The organism is Ruminococcus sp. 1001713B170207_170306_F1 (assembly GCF_015668065.1).
In the GTDB taxonomy this organism is placed as follows: Bacteria; Bacillota; Clostridia; order Lachnospirales; family Lachnospiraceae; genus Blautia_A; species Blautia_A faecis.
The window spans coordinates 24,946-40,885 of sequence record NZ_JADPEX010000011.1; the positions used below are offsets into that span (position 1 = coordinate 24,946).

Consider the following 15,940-nt stretch of genomic DNA (forward strand, 5'->3'; position numbering starts at 1 on the left):
GTTTTGTCTCATTTACTCGATAGGCGAGCCAAACTCGCGCAGCGTATTTATCGCGTTTACTCCGATTTAATCGCCCAGCGCATTTTCGTAGACCGTGCGCGTCCATTCTGGGCACATTCCTGGGCTGACGGACGGATCACGTCTCTGGAATAATCGGAATAAATTCCCTCTTTGTATCCAGCCTTCAGCGCTTTCTTCACCAGCTTATCCTCTCCTGAATGGAACGTAAGGATTGCCGCTCTTCCACCAGGCTTCAGTGCTCCCGGCAGCTTCTCCATAAACTCATACAGAACCTCAAACTCCCGGTTCACATCAATCCGAAGGGCCTGGAAGGTACGCTGGCAGGTCTTTTTGATGGTCTCCTTCTTCTCTTTTTCCGGAAGGAAATCCAGAGTTTTCTCAATGACCTGACGAAGCTTTGTGGTGGTATCCATGTGGTTTCCTTTGCGGATCTCATCTGTGATCGCCTTGGCAAGCTCTTCACAGTATGGCTCGTCTGAATTCTCATAAAGCATTCCAGCAAGCTCATCCCGGGTAATATGTTCCAGGCGCTCTGCCGCACTGATCCCGGCTTCCTGATTCAGGCGCAGATCCAGAGGTCCGTCTGCTTTGAAGGAAAAACCTCTCTTGGGATTATCGATCTGCATGGAGGACACGCCGAGATCAGCAAGAAGGAAATCAAAACCTCCTACTTCTTTGGCAATCTCATCAATGGTACAGAAATTCTGAAGTTTAATGGTCAGAATATCCTCCCCAAAGCCAAGATCTTCCAATCTTTTCTTTGTCTTGGCTGCTTCCTCATGGTCTACGTCAGTGGCATACATATGCCCCTGTCCCTGCAGGCACTGAAGCATGGCCTTTGTATGGCCACCGTAGCCCAGTGTGGCATCAAAGCCAATCTGTCCTGGTTTGATCTCCAGAAAATCAATAATCTCTTTTACCATAATAGAAATATGCATGCCTGCCGGGGTATTCCCTTTTTGCATTACATGCTGAATGGTATCCTGGTATTTCTCTGGCTGAAGTTCTTTATATTTCTCCTCAAATTTCTTCGGGTATCTGCCTTTGTAGCGCACTCTGCGCTTATGAGGCTGCTGCCCCTCCTGCACACTCTGCGCATTCTCATGCTGTCTGTTCTCTTTTTCCTGTGACATTCTGATCTCCTGTATCTTTTTATCTGTTGCCATCTACCAATTTCGCAGAAAAATTCTTTATGCCGAAATTCTCATCCATTTCGTAAACAGCAACTTTCATTTGCTAATTCTGCCGCATCATCACATCAATGTTTACAGCCTACAACAAACATCTTCTGTAATTACCCTTGCTTCCGTTTTTCCAATTCCATACTGATTTTCGAAACAAACAGATCAAACGCCACGTCATTCTTTCCGCTGTTGATCACAATATCAGCCTTGGAACGCGTGGGCTCTACATAAAGGTAATGCATGGGTTTCACTGTATTTAAGTACTGTTTAATAATTCCATTCAAGTCTCTTCCCCGCTCTTCCACATCACGAGAAATCCGGCGGAGGATACGCTCATCGGCGTCAGCTTCCACATAGACCTTAATATCAAGAAGCTCACGCACTCTGGGATCTGCCAGAAGAAGGATTCCCTCCACAAGGATCACCGGACTTGGGGTGATATGAAGGATCTTGTCGGAACGGTTATGTTGGGAATAATCGTAAACCGGACAGTCAATAGCTTTCCCCTGCCTCAGAAGTTTCAGATGCTCCACCAGAAGCTCTGTCTCCAGGGAATCCGGATGGTCGTAATTCACAGTCACACGCTGCTCAAAAGGGATTCCATCCTGTCTGCGGTAATAATTGTCGTGATAAAGGACTACTACGTCATCTCCAAAACGCTTTTTAATTCTGTTTGTAAAAGTAGATTTACTGGAGCCGGAGCCGCCGGCAATTCCTATAATAAGACTTTCCATATTCTTCTCCTACCTGTCAAGATCAAATTCTTCCGGCATAAATCTCGGACAAATGTTCTCTGAGGTACAAATTACAGTTGAGGAAAGACGGGTACCAATGGCACATGCCTCTCTCATTGTTTTTCCATAGGTAAGGCCTACGCACACACCTGCAAAAAAGGCATCTCCCGCGCCTGTGGTGTCAACCACATCTACCTTCATAGCTGGGTAAACGCCCCATTTTCCTTCCTGATCTGCATAAGCTGCACCATCACTTCCCATGGTAATCACCATCTTTGGAATATGGGCGGACTGGATCCTTTTTGCCAGACACCGGGCCATTTCTTCAGGCTTCAGGTCACCGTAATCCTCAGAAAACAGGATGCCCGCTTCCTGCTGGTTGCATACAAAGCAGGCTGTCCGCCTTAAAAAGTCACGTCTTTCAATGGCAATGGTCATATTCGATACAAGAGCGTATACTTTTTTGCCGTATTTCTCTGCATAGTGAAAAGTCTTCTTCACAATTTCCTTGTCAATATCGATCTCGATCACAACGCTGTCCGCATCCTGGAAAATTTCATCTCCGTGTTCATCCAGGATCTGCTCTATCGGACGATGGTCCGGACGTTTGGAAATAGATGCCACCACATCTCCGTCCTGGTCAAAGACAGCCAGCCAGGTTCCCATGCCGTTTTTTACCTTACGCATATATCTGGTATCTACTTTATGACGCTCCAGTTTGCGGATCACATCATCCCCCATAGCGTCGTCATCTACCAGACTGACAAAGGTTGGTTTCAACTCTATATTGGCAATATCTTCCACTACATTTCTTCCTACACCGCCATGGATCTGCTGGATCACACCGGCATTTCTTCCTCCAGGAATAAATGGTGCTGTGGAATAACCTTTCACATCGATAAAAACATCACCAATTACAACAATTCCCATATTATAACTTTTCTCCTTTGTTACGTTATATCTTTTGGTTTGCGCTGCCTCTTATGAAACCCGCACTTCCTTGCGGCTACATACCGGCTATGATTTCCGTCACCAGCTTTTTAAAAGATTTCGCCACTCTGTCTGCAGTCTCCTGAACCTCCTTGTGGTTCAGCTCCTGCTTCGAAATGCCAGCTGCCATGTTGGTGATACAGGAAATTCCGCACACTTCAATTCCCATATGACGGGCTGCCATTGCTTCACATGCAGTGCTCATTCCAACTGCGTCACCGCCCCATATAGCTGCCATTCTCACTTCAGCCGGAGTTTCATAGGCAGGACCTGTAAACTGCACATATACACCCTCCTGGAGATCTATACCGCATTTTTCTGCACTGGCACGGATCACCTCTCGCAATCGTTTGCTGTATACCTCACTCATATCCGGAAATCTGCTTCCCAGTTCCTCAATGTTCGTTCCGATCAGCGGACTCGGAATTCCTGTGGTAATGTGATCGGTGATCATCATAAAATCACCTGGTTTAAAATTCGGATTCACTCCACCGGCTGCATTTGTAAGAAACAGCTTCTTCGCCCCCATCATGCCCATCAATCTTGTGGGAAGAACTACATCCGTCATTAAATAGCCTTCATAGTAATGCACTCTTCCCTGCATGATCACAACCGGCACATTTTTCACATATCCAAATACAAATCTGCCTTTGTGGCCTGCAACTGTGGAGGTTGGAAAGCCCTCAATCTCTGTATAGTCAATGGTGGTTTCGATCTGGATCTCATCTGCATAATCTCCAAGGCCGGATCCCAGGATCAGCGCCACTTCCGGTTTAAAATCTGTCTTTTTTCTAACACTTGCAAGGCAAGTCTCTAATTTCTGATATAAATCGCTCATGTACACCTTCTCCTTTATCTGCAGCTATCCGGCTTATTGCCAGGACAGCTTATAACATTATTTTCATATAAACAGAAAGCCTTCAATACCATGCGTTTTGCTATAGTCTTGTGTTCCGTTTATACGTTGCCGATTTTCTCATCCACAGTCCGCTTCAGCCTTTCGTACTGCTTCCTGTCAATACAGATCTGATTGCCTTTTTTCACGATCAGCTGGTCTGCCTGAAACTTCTTGATGGCGCGGCTGATGCTTTTCAGGCAAAGGCCTGTCTCATCTGCCAGATTCTGCCGGCTTTCGCCGATGCATAAAATGTCATTTTTGTTATATTTTTCGAACCATTCCGAGAAAAGTACAGCTAATCTGTCAGCCCCTTCCAAAAACAGGTACAGACGGTTCCGCCGCTCTTCCTCCAACAGGGACGCACAGGTAAGCTTTGCCTCCAGGCGAAAAGCTTCCGTATCTGAATAAATCCATTTCTCATACTGCGCTCTTGGAAGCTTGGTAACGATACACTCTGTCTCTGTCTGCAGGGTGGTCTGGTAGGTGTCCTGTCCCAGGATCACCTCCATACCACCAAGCGCAATGAGATTCATAGGCTTCATAAAATCATAGGCAATGCCGGAAATCCGGTAATCTGTGGCTTTTACTCTTCCTCTGGCAACAAAGAAAATCGTATCTGCCGGTTCATTTTCCCTGATAAAAGTAGTTCCGGCTTCCATTATCTCACTCTGAAACAGGTCCATAAGCCATAATGGCGCAGTACGGAAATAAGCTTCAAATTGTTTCTGTTTCTCACGTTCCAGTTCACGAAGGAATGGAAGTACATCGTGTAAATAGGTGTGTTTCATATGATTTCCTCATCTTCTGCCATGTGCTGCAAATCATTTGTTTCTATCCGGCTTCTGCCGCAAAAGCAAACAATCCACCGGATATACAACCGCTATCCAACAGCTGCTTTTCTATTTTAGCATAATTTCTCAAGAATGGAATGTCCGATAGTTTCTTCCGGCATTTTCACGTCAAAATTATCTGCCACTGATGCGCCAATAACGGAAAAAGTATCTTCGTTTTCAAGGGCACCCCCCTCTTTCATGGTCTTGGAATAAGCCAGGAAGGGAACATACTCTCTGGTATGGTCAGTGCCGCTATAGGTGGGATCATTCCCGTGATCTGCGGTAAGAATAAGAAGGTCATCCTCCCGAAGCTCTTCCAAAAGAACGCCCAGGTTCTTGTCAAACTTCTCGATTTCTTTGCCGTAGCCTTCCACATTTCGTCTGTGTCCCCACAGGGCATCGAAATCAACCAGGTTCACAAAGCAAAGTCCCCTGAAGTCTTCTTTGCAGATTTGGATGGTCTGCTCCATACCGTGTACGGAGCTATCAGAATGATAGGTCTTTGTGATTCCTTCGCCGCAGAAAATATCGTTGATCTTCCCTACACCGATCACATCCAGCCCATTATCCTTTAACGCATTTAATGCAGTCAGACCTGTTGGCTTCAAAGCATAGTCATGACGATTACTGGTTCGCCTGAACTCACCTTTCTTTTTGCCAACATATGGTCTGGCGATGACACGGCCTACACGCCATTCATCTTTCCGTGTAATTTCTCTTGCAATCTCGCAGCAGCGATACAAATTCTGAAGATCAAAGGTTTCCTCATTTCCGCAGATCTGAAGAACAGAGTCGGCTGAAGTATACACGATCATGGCACCTGTATTGATTTCTTCTTCCCCAAGCTCTTCAATGATCTCCGTTCCGCTGGCGCTCTTGTTTCCAATCACGCGCTTGCCGCAGCGCTTCTCCAGTTCCGCGATCAGCTCCGGCGGAAAGCCAGTGTCTGTGAAAGTCTTAAACGGCTTCTCTGTCTTAATTCCCATCATTTCCCAATGGCCGGTCATGGTATCCTTGCCATTGCTGGCTTCGCTTACGCGCATGTAACGGCCAATCGGCTTCTCCACACCTTGCATATTTCCTGCCGGATGAAGATTTAACATTCCAAGCTTCTTAAGATTTGGTATTTCCAGGGAGCCCATTTTATCCAGAATATGTCCGAATGTATCCACTCCCACATCCCCGAATTTCTCTGAATCCGGCATGGCACCGATTCCCAGAGAATCCAGAACGATCACGAAAATCCTTTCATATTTTTTCAAAATAAAATCCCTCGTTTCCAATATTTTATCCTTTTATTCCCAGTTCAGAATACAATCTCGCTTTCACCTCATCAGTGGCAAATGCCGTATCCACTGCATTCTTCATCATCAGCCGTATCTCTTCCTCCTGAATGCCATACGTGTTCTGGATGAACTGAAGCTCTTTGGTAAGGCTTGTGTTGCTCACTGTACGGTTGTCCGTGTTTATGGAAACCTTCAATCCTGTGTTCAGAAATTCCCGGATGGGATATTCTGACGGACTGTTTACCGCTTTTGTCTGAAGATTGCTGATAGGACACATTTCAATTCCAATGCCTCTGTCAGCCAGCTCTTTTTGAATATTATAATGGCCTCGCATGGCGATTCCATGTCCGATCCTGCCGGCTCCCGCTTTTACAGCATCCACAATGTTCTGTACGCTTCCACACTCTCCTGCATGAAGGGTAAAGGGCATTTCCAGCTTACGGGTGTTCTGAAAAAGCTCCATAAACTGTGCCATGGGATATGCTGCTTCCGCACCTGCCAGATCCGCTGCACACACACCATAGCCCAGATATTCACGGGCTGTTTTTATCATCCGGCTGTTGTCCTCCTGGCTGTGATGACGCATGGCACAGGTAATCACACCAAACTCCGTTCCAAAATCTGCTCTGCCCCGCTCAAGGCCTTTTAATACTGCCTCGATCACAGCACGGCAGTTCATTCCGGAGGTCTCTGAAAGAAGAGGTGCAAAACGGATTTCTGCGTAGCGTACATTTTCCTGGCTCATGGTGCGAAGTACGTCGTAGCCAGCTGCCTCAAGCCCTTTTTCATCCATAATACACTGACCCGGAAGCGAAAATTTCTCAAGGTATTCTGCAAGGCTTGTGCAGTCATCAGACACGCTAAGCTCTTCCGGCTGTACCCTTCTTCCCAGCTGGCTCTCCATGAACTCCCGGCTTAAAGACCCGTCCAGATGACAGTGAAGCTCTGCCTTGGGTAGTGCTTTTAATTGTTCGATTGTCATAATTTTTTCTCCTGCAATTCTTTATGCTGCTTTATAACTGCCGGATTCAATGCCAGATCACTCTGTTTTCGGCATTTTCCGACATACTTCATAATACTATTCTCCAGTCAGCAGCTTTCATGCCAGATTAGAAGGTCCGAAGCCTAACGGCAGGAGTTCTTTTAGTGTATACACATCATAATGCTCTTTGTCCACCGCCAGAATGACCTGGAAGGTTTCCGGGTTGCAAAACTCCATCATGACCTGTCGGCACACGCCGCAGGGAGCTGCATATTCTGTGAGCACGCCAGCCTTACCGCCGACAACACAGATAGCCTGAAAATCCTTCACCCCTTCGCTTACTGCCTTAAAAAAGGCGGTACGCTCCGCACAGTTTGTGGCTGTGTACCCGGCATTTTCAATGTTGCAGCCTGTGTAAACCTGCCCATTTTTTGCAAGGAGGGCTGCGCCTACTTTAAAATTGGAATATGGTGTATAGGAATATTTCAGCTGGTGGATTGCTGTATCAATCAGCTGGTTAATCATCTCTTTTTCCATTTTCACACCTCTCTTATCATTCACATTTTCTGATTGTCTCTGACAACATAATGCTCTTCTCGATGAACGTCGTTATAATCTGATCAATTCCGGAGACAGCATCTGTTCGCCTTTACAATCAATGACCAGATCAATATCCTGTGGCTTTCTCGTTTTTTACAATTTTTACAATTCGGCTGGTTCCCAGTCGGTCTGCACCAAGTGCAAGGAACTTCTCTGCATCCTCCAGGGAAGAAATTCCGCCTGCTGCTTTCATTTTTACATTTGGTCCGATATGTCTGGAGAAAAGCTCAATGTCTGTAAAGGTTGCACCTGCACCGCCAAAACCGGTAGAGGTCTTAATATAATCTGCGCCTGCTTCTGTTACAATCTGGCACATTTTAATTTTTTCCTCATCTGTGAGGAAGCAGGTTTCAATGATAACTTTCAGGATTTTGTCACCGCATGCAGCTTTTAAGGTGCGGATCTCGTTCTCAATCAGGTCATATTTCTGATCTTTCAGCCAGCCGATATTGATTACCATATCGATTTCGGAAGCACCATTTGCAAGAGCATCTTTTGTTTCAAATTCCTTGGCTGCTGTTGTCATGTAGCCATTTGGGAAACCGATAACCGTGCACACTGCCATTTTTCCATTCATGTATTCTGCTGCCTGTTTTACATAGCTTGGCGGAATGCATACGGATGCAGTTCCGTATTCCATCGCATCGTCACAAATCTGTTTGATTTCTTCCCAGGTAGATGGCTGGAGAAGAAGGGTATGATCCACATGTTTTAAAATCTCTTTTACGTCCATTTATTTTCCTCATTTCTGTTGTCTCTTTATATTGCCCGAAATTACTGTATCGCAATTTACTGGCAGGATTCATATCTGTTCTTTATTTGATTGTCTAGTACATCGAATATTAAGTAACTGCAAGATGTTCGTCACAATTTGTGGGAGATTTCGCCCGAATGAGGGCGCCGTAATGGGCTACGGCAACCGAATTCAGGCAAAATGTAACGCAAAGTGGGGCGTGCAGATTGCGATGTCACGGTCTTAATTCGACGAATCCTCCCGGATCAGCTTTCTCACAGCTTCAACAGCCACCTGGATTGCCATATCTGTATCATGCACAACCGGATTATCCAGTCCCAGCTTCTCTCTTTCCTGATTTGCAAGCACCAGGAAACAGGAGCCAGCTCTGGCACGAAGCTTGCCAGCTGCAATAAAAAGCGCTGCAGATTCCATCTCGGAAGCAAGACAGCCCATTTTCTTCCAGGCCTCCCATTTGTTGAGCAGCTCATAACCAACTGGCATTGCTTCAGGCTCATGCTGTCCGTAAAAAGCGTCTTTGCACTGGACAACACCTGTATGACAGGAAAGTCCTTTTTCTTTCGCAGCTGCCACAAGGGCGTTTGTCACGTCCAGATTAGCTACTGCCGGATACTCTATGGGGGCATATTCCCGGCTGGTTCCCTCCATACGGATGGCACCTGTGGCAATTACGATATCTCCGCTTTTTACCTCAGGCTGCATACCGCCGCAGGTTCCAATGCGGACAAAAGTATCTGCGCCGCACCGGGAAAGCTCTTCCATGGCAATGGAGGCAGACGGTCCGCCGATTCCGGTGGATGTCACGCTGACTTTCACGCCGTCCAGGGTTCCTGTATATGTGATATATTCTCTGTTGTCTGCAATGAGAACCGGGTTGTCAAAATACTGGGCAATTTTCACACACCTTTTCGGGTCTCCCGGCATGATCACATACCGGCCAACTTCCCCCTTTGCAACCTGGATATGATACTGCCTGCTGGCATCTTCAGAATAGTTTTTCATAGTGTCACCTCTGTCCTTTATCGTACGGAATACCTTCCGCCTTCGGCGCTCTGGAATTCTTGGATACAAACACCAGAACGATCAGGGAAATAATATATGGGAACATGTTGTATAATGTGCTGGGAAGCTTCAAGGCTACCAGCGCATCAAATCCTGTGTATACGTTTGACAGCGCACGGAAAAGACCGAACAGAAGGGCTGCCAGTCCGATGTTTACCGGCTTCCACTGTCCGAAGATCATAACAGCAAGTGCAAGGAAACCAAAACCAGCAACTCCGTTCTCAAATTTCCACTCACTTACACCGGCAGTGATATAAACCAGTCCCCCAAGACCGCCAAGTGCGCCGGAGATCAAAACGCCTGCGTAACGCATTTTAAAAACATTGATACCTACCGAATCGGCTGCCTGTGGATGCTCACCACATGCCATCAGACGAAGTCCAAATCTGGTCTTATAAAGTACCACATAAGAAGCAAGGAGGATCAGCAGTGCAAAAAGCATGAACCAGCTGAATTCAAATTTTCCAATTCTTATCAGGAACGCTTTCTTGGCCACCTTGTAAGCAACTGTGGAAGAAACGTTGTCTGGATTTTCTGCCATGTTGATGGCTCTTACGATAACAACAGCTGCTGCCGGTCCAAGAAGATTCAGGGCCGTACCAACCAGTGTCTGGTCTGCATTGAAATGAATGGCAGCCACACCAAGGAGCAGGGAAAATATCATTCCCACAAGCACACTGGCCAGAACCACCAGAAGGATCACAACTGGTGCCGGAGCGGAATCCGGAAGATATTTCATCATCAGGGCACCGCCAAGTGCACCCATAACCATAATTCCCTCAAGACCAATGTTGATGACACCGCTGTGCTCGGAAAAACAGCCGCCAAGTGCTACGAGAATCAATACAGAAGCAAATATTAATGTATACTGAATCAATAATAACATTATTTTTCTCCTCCTTTTGCAGCTTTTTTCTCATCTCTCCTGTCGAGATAACGGTTTAACCAGAGTTTGAAGAAGAATACAAATCCACACAGATAAATGATAAACGCGGAGATCAGATCAGAGATCTGTGCACAATACATGGTCTTATCCACATAACTTCCACCACTTGTAATGTGCTGGATAAAATAAGAGGAAAAAATTGCTCCGATGGGATGAAGGCCGCCAAGGAAGGCTGCTGCAATTCCATTAAAGCCCATGCCCGGAACGGTTGTCTGCTGAACCATCCAGGTCTCAATTCCGCTGAGATAGAAAACAGCTGCGCCAAGTCCTGCAAGGCCGCCGGCAATCATCATGGTTACAATGGTATTTCTCTTCTCTTTCATGCCGCAGTATTTTGCAGCATTTTTGTTCATACCTGTTGCGCGAAGCTCAAAACCGAATTTTGTTTTTTCCAGAAGTACCCACACTACGATCGCCATTACCACAGAAATAATAAGACCGATGGATACGAATTTGTTTCCGGAAAAGATCTCATCCAGTCCACAGTTGGGAAGAAGAGCGCTCTTATTGCCGCTGGAAAGATCTACAGTGTATGGAGTAGACTCGGATTTCACCTGGGTAAGAAGCATATTCACCACATACAGGGAAATCCAGTTCAGCATGATACAGGAAATAACCTCGTTTACATTGAAGTAAGCCTTCAGTGCACCGGAGATGCCGCCTACCAGGGCTGCGATCACGATTGCTGCGATCATGCATACATACCAGGGCATGCCAAGTTTTAACGCAAAATACAGAGAAGCTCCGGCTCCAACTACATACTGTCCTGCTGCTCCAATGTTAAAAAGTCCAACCTTGTAAGCAAACAGAACGGACAGGGAACACATCAGAAGTGCGGAAGCCTTTACCAGTGTGGTTCCCATATACTTCATCATAGCCTTCTGGCTTGGATAGTAAAAATAATTCTTGATAATTGCAGTAATCGCACTCGCAGCTCCTGCAGGATTGATAATAAGAAGTACCAGATAACCGATGAGAAGACCGATCACAATGCATAAAAGAGAGGCAATGATGGTCTGAACCGCATTGTTTCTCAGAATGCTTTCTTTCTTTTTGGATTCATTATTCATTGCTCTTCGTCTCCTTTCTCTTCGATCCTGCCATGTAAAGGCCAAGTTCCTCTACGGTTACTTTCTTCGGATCAAATTCTCCTACGATTTCTCCTTCGTACATTACAAGAATCCGGTCTGATACATTCATAACCTCATCCAGCTCCAGGCTGATCAGAAGAACGCCTTTGCCTGCATCCCTTGCCTGTACCAGCTGTTTGTGAACATGCTCGATTGCTCCAACATCCAGACCACGGGTAGGCTGAACTGCGATCAAAAGCTCCGGATTCTTGTCAATCTCACGGGCGATGATTGCTTTCTGCTGGTTTCCACCAGACATGGATCTCGCCTTGGTGATGGCACCCTGACCGGAACGGATATCGTACTGTTCGATCAGACGGTTGGCATATCTGCGAATCTCTTTGCGTTTCAAAAAGCCAAATTTATTGGTGAACTGTGGTTCGAAATATCTCTGAAGAACGATGTTGTCTTCCAGGGAATAATCAAGTACCAGACCATGCTTGTGACGGTCTTCCGGGATATGACTCATACCGGAGGTAAGGCGCTCACGGATTGGCATGTGAGTAATGTCTTTTCCATTCATAGTGATGGTGCCGCTCTTCAGTGGCTCCAGACCGGAAAGCCCATAGACAAATTCAGTCTGGCCATTTCCGTCGATTCCGGCGATACATACGATCTCACCTCTGTGGACCTGAAGAGAAACGCCGTTGACTGCGTTATTCTTATGATGCTTGGAAGCAACCACCATATCCTTGATATCCAGAACAACTTCACCGGGCTTTGCTTCTTCTTTCTCTACAACGAAGTTTACGTCTCGTCCAACCATCATGGCGGAAAGCTTCTCCGGGTTGGTATCCCTGATGCCTACGGTTCCGATGCATTTTCCCTTACGAAGAACGGTACAGCGGTCTGCAACCTGCATGATCTCACCAAGCTTGTGGGTAATGAATAGAATGCTTTTGCCCTCGGCTGCCAGATTTTTCATGATCTGCATAAGCTCCTGGATTTCCTGCGGAGTAAGTACTGCGGTAGGCTCATCAAAGATCAGGATCTCGTTGTCACGGTAAAGCATTTTCAGGATCTCGGTTCTCTGCTGCATACCTACTGTGGTATCCTCGATAATGGCATCCGGATCTACAGAAAGACCATATTTTTTGGAAAGGGCCATAACCTTTTTACGCGCGCCCTCTTTCTGAAGGAAACCGTTTTTTGTGGTCTCAACACCAAGGATAATATTATCCAGAACGCTGAAGCATTCTACCAATTTGAAATGCTGATGTACCATTCCAATGCCCAGGTCATTTGCATCGTTTGGATCTTTGATCTCAACTTTCTTTCCATCTTTGTGGATCTCGCCCTCTTCCGGCTGATACAGGCCGAACAGAACACTCATCAAAGTGGATTTACCTGCTCCATTTTCGCCAAGCAGAGCGTGGATTTCACCTTTTTTCAACTGAAGTGTGATATTGTCATTTGCGATGATTCCGGGAAAACGCTTGGTTATTCCCAGCATTTCAATTGCATATTCACTCATCTTCGCTTTCTCCTTTTTTCATGGCAGAGTCACAGCCAGAAAACACAGATACTTACAAATGTAAAAAAGGGAAGTGGCCACTGCTCACTCCCCTTTTTATCACTGCATGGCCATTCTTCATGTTAAGACCAGTCTGCTTTCCTGTCGGAACCCTACCCGTGATTTATAATTGCATTTACTATGCGGAGTAGTTGGTTGTCTTATTTGATGCTGCCGTAATCATTTACTGTGATCTCAGTCTCTGGCATTGCTGTGATGTCGCTGCTTACTTCAATCTCGCCATTGTATAATTTCTTTACAAGATCTTTGTAATCATCTACAGTGAAATTGTCATCCCACTGGGTTGTCTCCATTGGGAGCTGTACGTAGTTGTCTTCCGGGTTCTCAGATACAAGACCAAGGTTGTCAATCTTTCCAGCGTAATCAGATTCCCAGCTGCCATCCTTGATCGCATCAAGTGCAGTCTTTACTGTCGGTGCAAGGCCCTTCATAGCGGATGTAACAGTGATGTCCTCACCGATGATTCCGGACTGGTCAGAGTCAACACCGATTACCTTGCCGTCAACCTTCGCTGCTGCTTCTGCTGCAGATGTGTAGATTCCACCGCCGCATGCGAATACAACTTCAACGCCCTTGCTTCCGTACCAGGTATCCATGTAAGCTGTGATGTCTGCATCGCCGTAGAACTGTCCGCCGCATACATACTCAAGCTCAACGTCACTTGTGATTCCAAGCTCTTTGGCGGCTTCGTCTACGCCCTGAACATATCCATATCCAAAACGGGTAACAGCCGGTACAGACATACCGCCGAGGAATCCAAGATGCTTGTATCCAAGCTTCACAGCTGCATATCCAGCCATGTATCCGGAAATCTCTTCCTGATAGGTACAGCAGTAAACATTGTCTGCATTGTAGTAATCGGTCACTTCATAATCATCCGGATTGTAGGTGTATCCTTCGCCAACACCCTTCTCACAGATATCGCCTGCACTTACGTCAGGTGCAATAAACTTCACGTCCGGATACATCTCAGACTGCTCTACGATAGTAGCTGCGAACATATATCCCGGAAGTACGATCACGTTAGCTCCATCTGCTACAGCCTGGTCAACACTTGCGTTACGTGCCTCATCAGAGTCGCTCTCTGGTTTATAATAGTTGAACTCAGAACCATTCTCTTCGGACCACGCCTTACATGCCTCGTAAGTGGTCTGGTTAAAGCTCTGGTCTGTAATATCACCGGAGTCAGTTACCATGGCGATCTTCATATCTCCAGCCTCAGCCTTCACCTCTGTCACTCCGTAAGCTGGTGCAAGGGAAAGTGCCATTGCACCTGCAAGAACCATAGCTGCAATTCTTTTCTTCATATTATTTTTCCTCCTTTTTTAAAATTGGCTTTGTTATCTCTACAATGACATATGTCTCACTTTTAAAACAGGACACATGTCCCTTTTTCTATATTTATTTTCATTTTCGTACAAAAAGGATATTTTTTCAAGTGTTTTTTAGTATATTTTTTTATATTTGATTTTTTGTTAAAAGACATATGTCTCTTTTTTTATTTTCCGTATCATATATTTTGCCTTAATGATATTTATGCATCCGCACATAATAGCTGATACATAAAATCACAGTAGCTCCGCTCCATGCTGCAATCTCCGCAAAGAAAATACCGTCCTGCCCGATAAAATGGGGAAGAATCAGCGCAGCACTGATACGCATGACAAATTCGGCCATACCACTTACCATAGGCATTAACGTATCTCCCAGTCCCTGCAGTGCAGATCTGTACACATACAGGAAGTACAACACCCAGAGCATGGCAGCCATAATAGAAAGGTATTTAAAAGCAATTGCAAGTACCTCCTGTGTCTGCTGCGGTTCACCTGAGATGAAAAGTGAGAGGATATTTTTTCCAAATAAAAACATGGCAGCAGAAATAATCAGTGAGGTAAGCAGGGAAAGCAGCATACTGCTGCGGACACCTTTCCTGATCCTGTCGATCCTTCCGGCTCCCAGATTCTGGCCCACATAAGTAACGATGGCATATCCATAGGAAATCGCTGCCATTTCCAACAGACCATAAAGCTTGTTTGTAGCTGTAAATCCTGCCACAAAAAGAAAGCCATAGCCATTGATCACATACTGGACTACCAGACCGCCTACACCGATAATGATATTCTGAAATACAACAGGAATACCAAGCTTCATTAGACGGGCATTCATTCCTGCGGCAGTCATAAAATCTGCTCTGGACAGATGAACAATATCAATTCTGCGTAAAATCAGAAAACAGTACACGGCAGAAAAACTCTGCGCAATCACAGTAGCGATTGCTGCCCCTGCCACACCCCATCCGAAGCCTGCCACAAAAAGGATATCCAATGAAATATTCAGTACCGATGCGATAATCATTGCAGTTAATGGTGTTTTACTGTTTCCCATAGCCCTTAAAGCAGCGGCAAACATATTATAGGCTGCAGTAGCCGGAATTCCGCAGAAAATAATACGCAGATATAATAATGACATTCCGATAATATTGGAAGGTGTATGCAACCCTGTTAATACCAGTGCAGCAAAGGACTGGCTGAGAATGAATACTCCCACTGCGATGAATGCGGTCAGCCGATAACTGTGTGCCAGGGATTTACGAAGATTTTCAAAATCCTTTGCACCATAATATTGCGAAAGCTGAATGGAAAATCCCTGAGTGAGACCAGTGGATATTCCTGTGACAACCCACATCAGAAAGTCAACCGCACCCAGTGCGGCAAGAGCCTCCACACCTGCAATCTGGCCAACGACCATAGTATCCACCATTGTATAAAGCTGTTGACAGATATTTCCCAGCATCAAGGGAATTGCAAAAAGAATGATCAATCTCCCCGGCGAACCGGAGGTCATATCCTGAATCTTGGTTTTCATTTGTATAAAATTTCCTTTCCGGAGCATATTCTAGAAACAAAAAAACCTTGAAGAACCGTATTTCTACAATTCTCCAAGGCAATTTTTACGCTTGGACACATATCATACTGAAGTATGACTT

17 protein-coding genes are annotated in these 15,940 nt (G+C 45.7%); 1 reads left to right on the forward strand and 16 read right to left on the reverse strand.

Annotated features, from left to right (window positions below; translation table 11 throughout):
- Positions 1-56: 56 nt before the first annotated feature.
- The 10 genes from rsmH to I4V84_RS20465 form a co-directional block, all read right to left on the reverse strand.
- Positions 57-1,154 (reverse strand): 16S rRNA (cytosine(1402)-N(4))-methyltransferase RsmH, encoded by a 1,098-nt coding sequence (gene rsmH / locus I4V84_RS08520; protein WP_187565607.1) that lies wholly within the window; start codon positions 1,152-1,154, stop codon positions 57-59.
- A gap of 161 nt (positions 1,155-1,315) precedes the next feature.
- A complete protein-coding gene (gene udk, locus I4V84_RS08525; protein WP_195991606.1) occupies positions 1,316-1,939 on the reverse strand; it encodes a uridine kinase in 624 nt (207 codons plus the stop codon).
- A gap of 9 nt (positions 1,940-1,948) precedes the next feature.
- Positions 1,949-2,869 (reverse strand): PfkB family carbohydrate kinase, encoded by a 921-nt coding sequence (locus I4V84_RS08530; protein ID WP_195991608.1) that lies wholly within the window; start codon positions 2,867-2,869, stop codon positions 1,949-1,951.
- Between the two features lie 76 nt (positions 2,870-2,945).
- Positions 2,946-3,767: a purine-nucleoside phosphorylase gene (locus tag I4V84_RS08535; protein WP_195991610.1), complete on the reverse strand. Its 822-nt coding sequence runs from the start codon at positions 3,765-3,767 to the stop codon at positions 2,946-2,948.
- A gap of 119 nt (positions 3,768-3,886) precedes the next feature.
- Positions 3,887-4,615 carry a Crp/Fnr family transcriptional regulator gene (locus I4V84_RS08540; protein ID WP_195991612.1) on the reverse strand — a complete coding sequence of 243 codons (729 nt, stop codon included), beginning with the start codon at positions 4,613-4,615 and terminating at the stop codon, positions 3,887-3,889.
- Between the two features lie 116 nt (positions 4,616-4,731).
- On the reverse strand, positions 4,732-5,922 hold the full coding sequence (locus I4V84_RS08545; RefSeq protein WP_195991614.1) for a phosphopentomutase: 1,191 nt from the start codon (positions 5,920-5,922) through the stop codon (positions 4,732-4,734).
- Between the two features lie 25 nt (positions 5,923-5,947).
- On the reverse strand, positions 5,948-6,928 hold the full coding sequence (add, locus tag I4V84_RS08550) for an adenosine deaminase (protein WP_173716877.1): 981 nt from the start codon (positions 6,926-6,928) through the stop codon (positions 5,948-5,950).
- A gap of 117 nt (positions 6,929-7,045) precedes the next feature.
- Positions 7,046-7,465 (reverse strand): cytidine deaminase, encoded by a 420-nt coding sequence (locus tag I4V84_RS08555; protein ID WP_173716878.1) that lies wholly within the window; start codon positions 7,463-7,465, stop codon positions 7,046-7,048.
- 130 nt (positions 7,466-7,595) lie between these two features.
- Positions 7,596-8,261: a deoxyribose-phosphate aldolase gene (gene deoC, locus I4V84_RS08560; RefSeq protein ID WP_195991616.1), complete on the reverse strand. Its 666-nt coding sequence runs from the start codon at positions 8,259-8,261 to the stop codon at positions 7,596-7,598.
- Positions 8,262-8,370: 109 nt separating this feature from the next.
- Complete coding sequence (locus I4V84_RS20465; RefSeq protein ID WP_306797096.1) at positions 8,371-8,457, reverse strand: DUF6783 domain-containing protein; 87 nt, start codon at positions 8,455-8,457, stop codon at positions 8,371-8,373.
- Between I4V84_RS20465 and I4V84_RS20470 the strand changes: the two genes are divergently transcribed.
- Positions 8,434-8,508 carry a DUF6783 domain-containing protein gene (locus I4V84_RS20470; RefSeq protein ID WP_334284868.1) on the forward strand — a complete coding sequence of 25 codons (75 nt, stop codon included), beginning with the start codon at positions 8,434-8,436 and terminating at the stop codon, positions 8,506-8,508. The two genes, I4V84_RS20465 and I4V84_RS20470, sit on opposite strands and share 24 nt — an antisense overlap.
- On the opposite strand, the gene udp is transcribed toward I4V84_RS20470, so the two are convergent.
- The 6 genes from udp to I4V84_RS08590 form a co-directional block, all read right to left on the reverse strand.
- Complete coding sequence (gene udp / locus I4V84_RS08565; protein ID WP_118578624.1) at positions 8,505-9,284, reverse strand: uridine phosphorylase; 780 nt, start codon at positions 9,282-9,284, stop codon at positions 8,505-8,507. The two genes, I4V84_RS20470 and udp, sit on opposite strands and share 4 nt — an antisense overlap.
- Positions 9,285-9,288: 4 nt before the next feature.
- Entirely contained in the window at positions 9,289-10,230 is a 942-nt protein-coding gene (locus I4V84_RS08570; protein WP_118578626.1) for an ABC transporter permease, read from the reverse strand.
- Positions 10,230-11,360 carry an ABC transporter permease gene (locus tag I4V84_RS08575; protein WP_195991618.1) on the reverse strand — a complete coding sequence of 377 codons (1,131 nt, stop codon included), beginning with the start codon at positions 11,358-11,360 and terminating at the stop codon, positions 10,230-10,232. Before I4V84_RS08575 ends, I4V84_RS08570 begins: the two co-directional genes overlap by 1 nt.
- Complete coding sequence (locus I4V84_RS08580) at positions 11,353-12,894, reverse strand: ABC transporter ATP-binding protein (RefSeq protein WP_195991620.1); 1,542 nt, start codon at positions 12,892-12,894, stop codon at positions 11,353-11,355. Before I4V84_RS08580 ends, I4V84_RS08575 begins: the two co-directional genes overlap by 8 nt.
- A gap of 200 nt (positions 12,895-13,094) precedes the next feature.
- Complete coding sequence (locus I4V84_RS08585; protein WP_173770473.1) at positions 13,095-14,261, reverse strand: BMP family ABC transporter substrate-binding protein; 1,167 nt, start codon at positions 14,259-14,261, stop codon at positions 13,095-13,097.
- A gap of 217 nt (positions 14,262-14,478) precedes the next feature.
- The gene (locus tag I4V84_RS08590; protein WP_195991622.1) at positions 14,479-15,819 is read right to left on the reverse strand and encodes an MATE family efflux transporter; all 1,341 of its coding nucleotides are present in this window, start codon (positions 15,817-15,819) and stop codon (positions 14,479-14,481) included.
- Positions 15,820-15,940: the final 121 nt, after the last annotated feature.

What these genes read in the sequence shown, in the direction of transcription:
- I4V84_RS08555 (WP_173716878.1), bottom strand. Translation starts at nt 7,465, where the DNA reads ATGGAAAAAGAGATGATTAACCAGCTGATTGATACAGCAATCCACCAG.
- I4V84_RS08540 (WP_195991612.1), bottom strand. Translation starts at nt 4,615, where the DNA reads ATGAAACACACCTATTTACACGATGTACTTCCATTCCTTCGTGAACTG.
- rsmH (WP_187565607.1), bottom strand. Translation starts at nt 1,154, where the DNA reads ATGTCACAGGAAAAAGAGAACAGACAGCATGAGAATGCGCAGAGTGTG.
- I4V84_RS08575 (WP_195991618.1), bottom strand. Translation starts at nt 11,360, where the DNA reads ATGAATAATGAATCCAAAAAGAAAGAAAGCATTCTGAGAAACAATGCG.
- I4V84_RS08570 (WP_118578626.1), bottom strand. Translation starts at nt 10,230, where the DNA reads ATGTTATTATTGATTCAGTATACATTAATATTTGCTTCTGTATTGATT.
- I4V84_RS08580 (WP_195991620.1), bottom strand. Translation starts at nt 12,894, where the DNA reads ATGAGTGAATATGCAATTGAAATGCTGGGAATAACCAAGCGTTTTCCC.
- I4V84_RS08535 (WP_195991610.1), bottom strand. Translation starts at nt 3,767, where the DNA reads ATGAGCGATTTATATCAGAAATTAGAGACTTGCCTTGCAAGTGTTAGA.
- add (WP_173716877.1), bottom strand. Translation starts at nt 6,928, where the DNA reads ATGACAATCGAACAATTAAAAGCACTACCCAAGGCAGAGCTTCACTGT.
- deoC (WP_195991616.1), bottom strand. Translation starts at nt 8,261, where the DNA reads ATGGACGTAAAAGAGATTTTAAAACATGTGGATCATACCCTTCTTCTC.
- I4V84_RS08590 (WP_195991622.1), bottom strand. Translation starts at nt 15,819, where the DNA reads ATGAAAACCAAGATTCAGGATATGACCTCCGGTTCGCCGGGGAGATTG.
- I4V84_RS08585 (WP_173770473.1), bottom strand. Translation starts at nt 14,261, where the DNA reads ATGAAGAAAAGAATTGCAGCTATGGTTCTTGCAGGTGCAATGGCACTT.
- I4V84_RS08530 (WP_195991608.1), bottom strand. Translation starts at nt 2,869, where the DNA reads ATGGGAATTGTTGTAATTGGTGATGTTTTTATCGATGTGAAAGGTTAT.
- udp (WP_118578624.1), bottom strand. Translation starts at nt 9,284, where the DNA reads ATGAAAAACTATTCTGAAGATGCCAGCAGGCAGTATCATATCCAGGTT.
- udk (WP_195991606.1), bottom strand. Translation starts at nt 1,939, where the DNA reads ATGGAAAGTCTTATTATAGGAATTGCCGGCGGCTCCGGCTCCAGTAAA.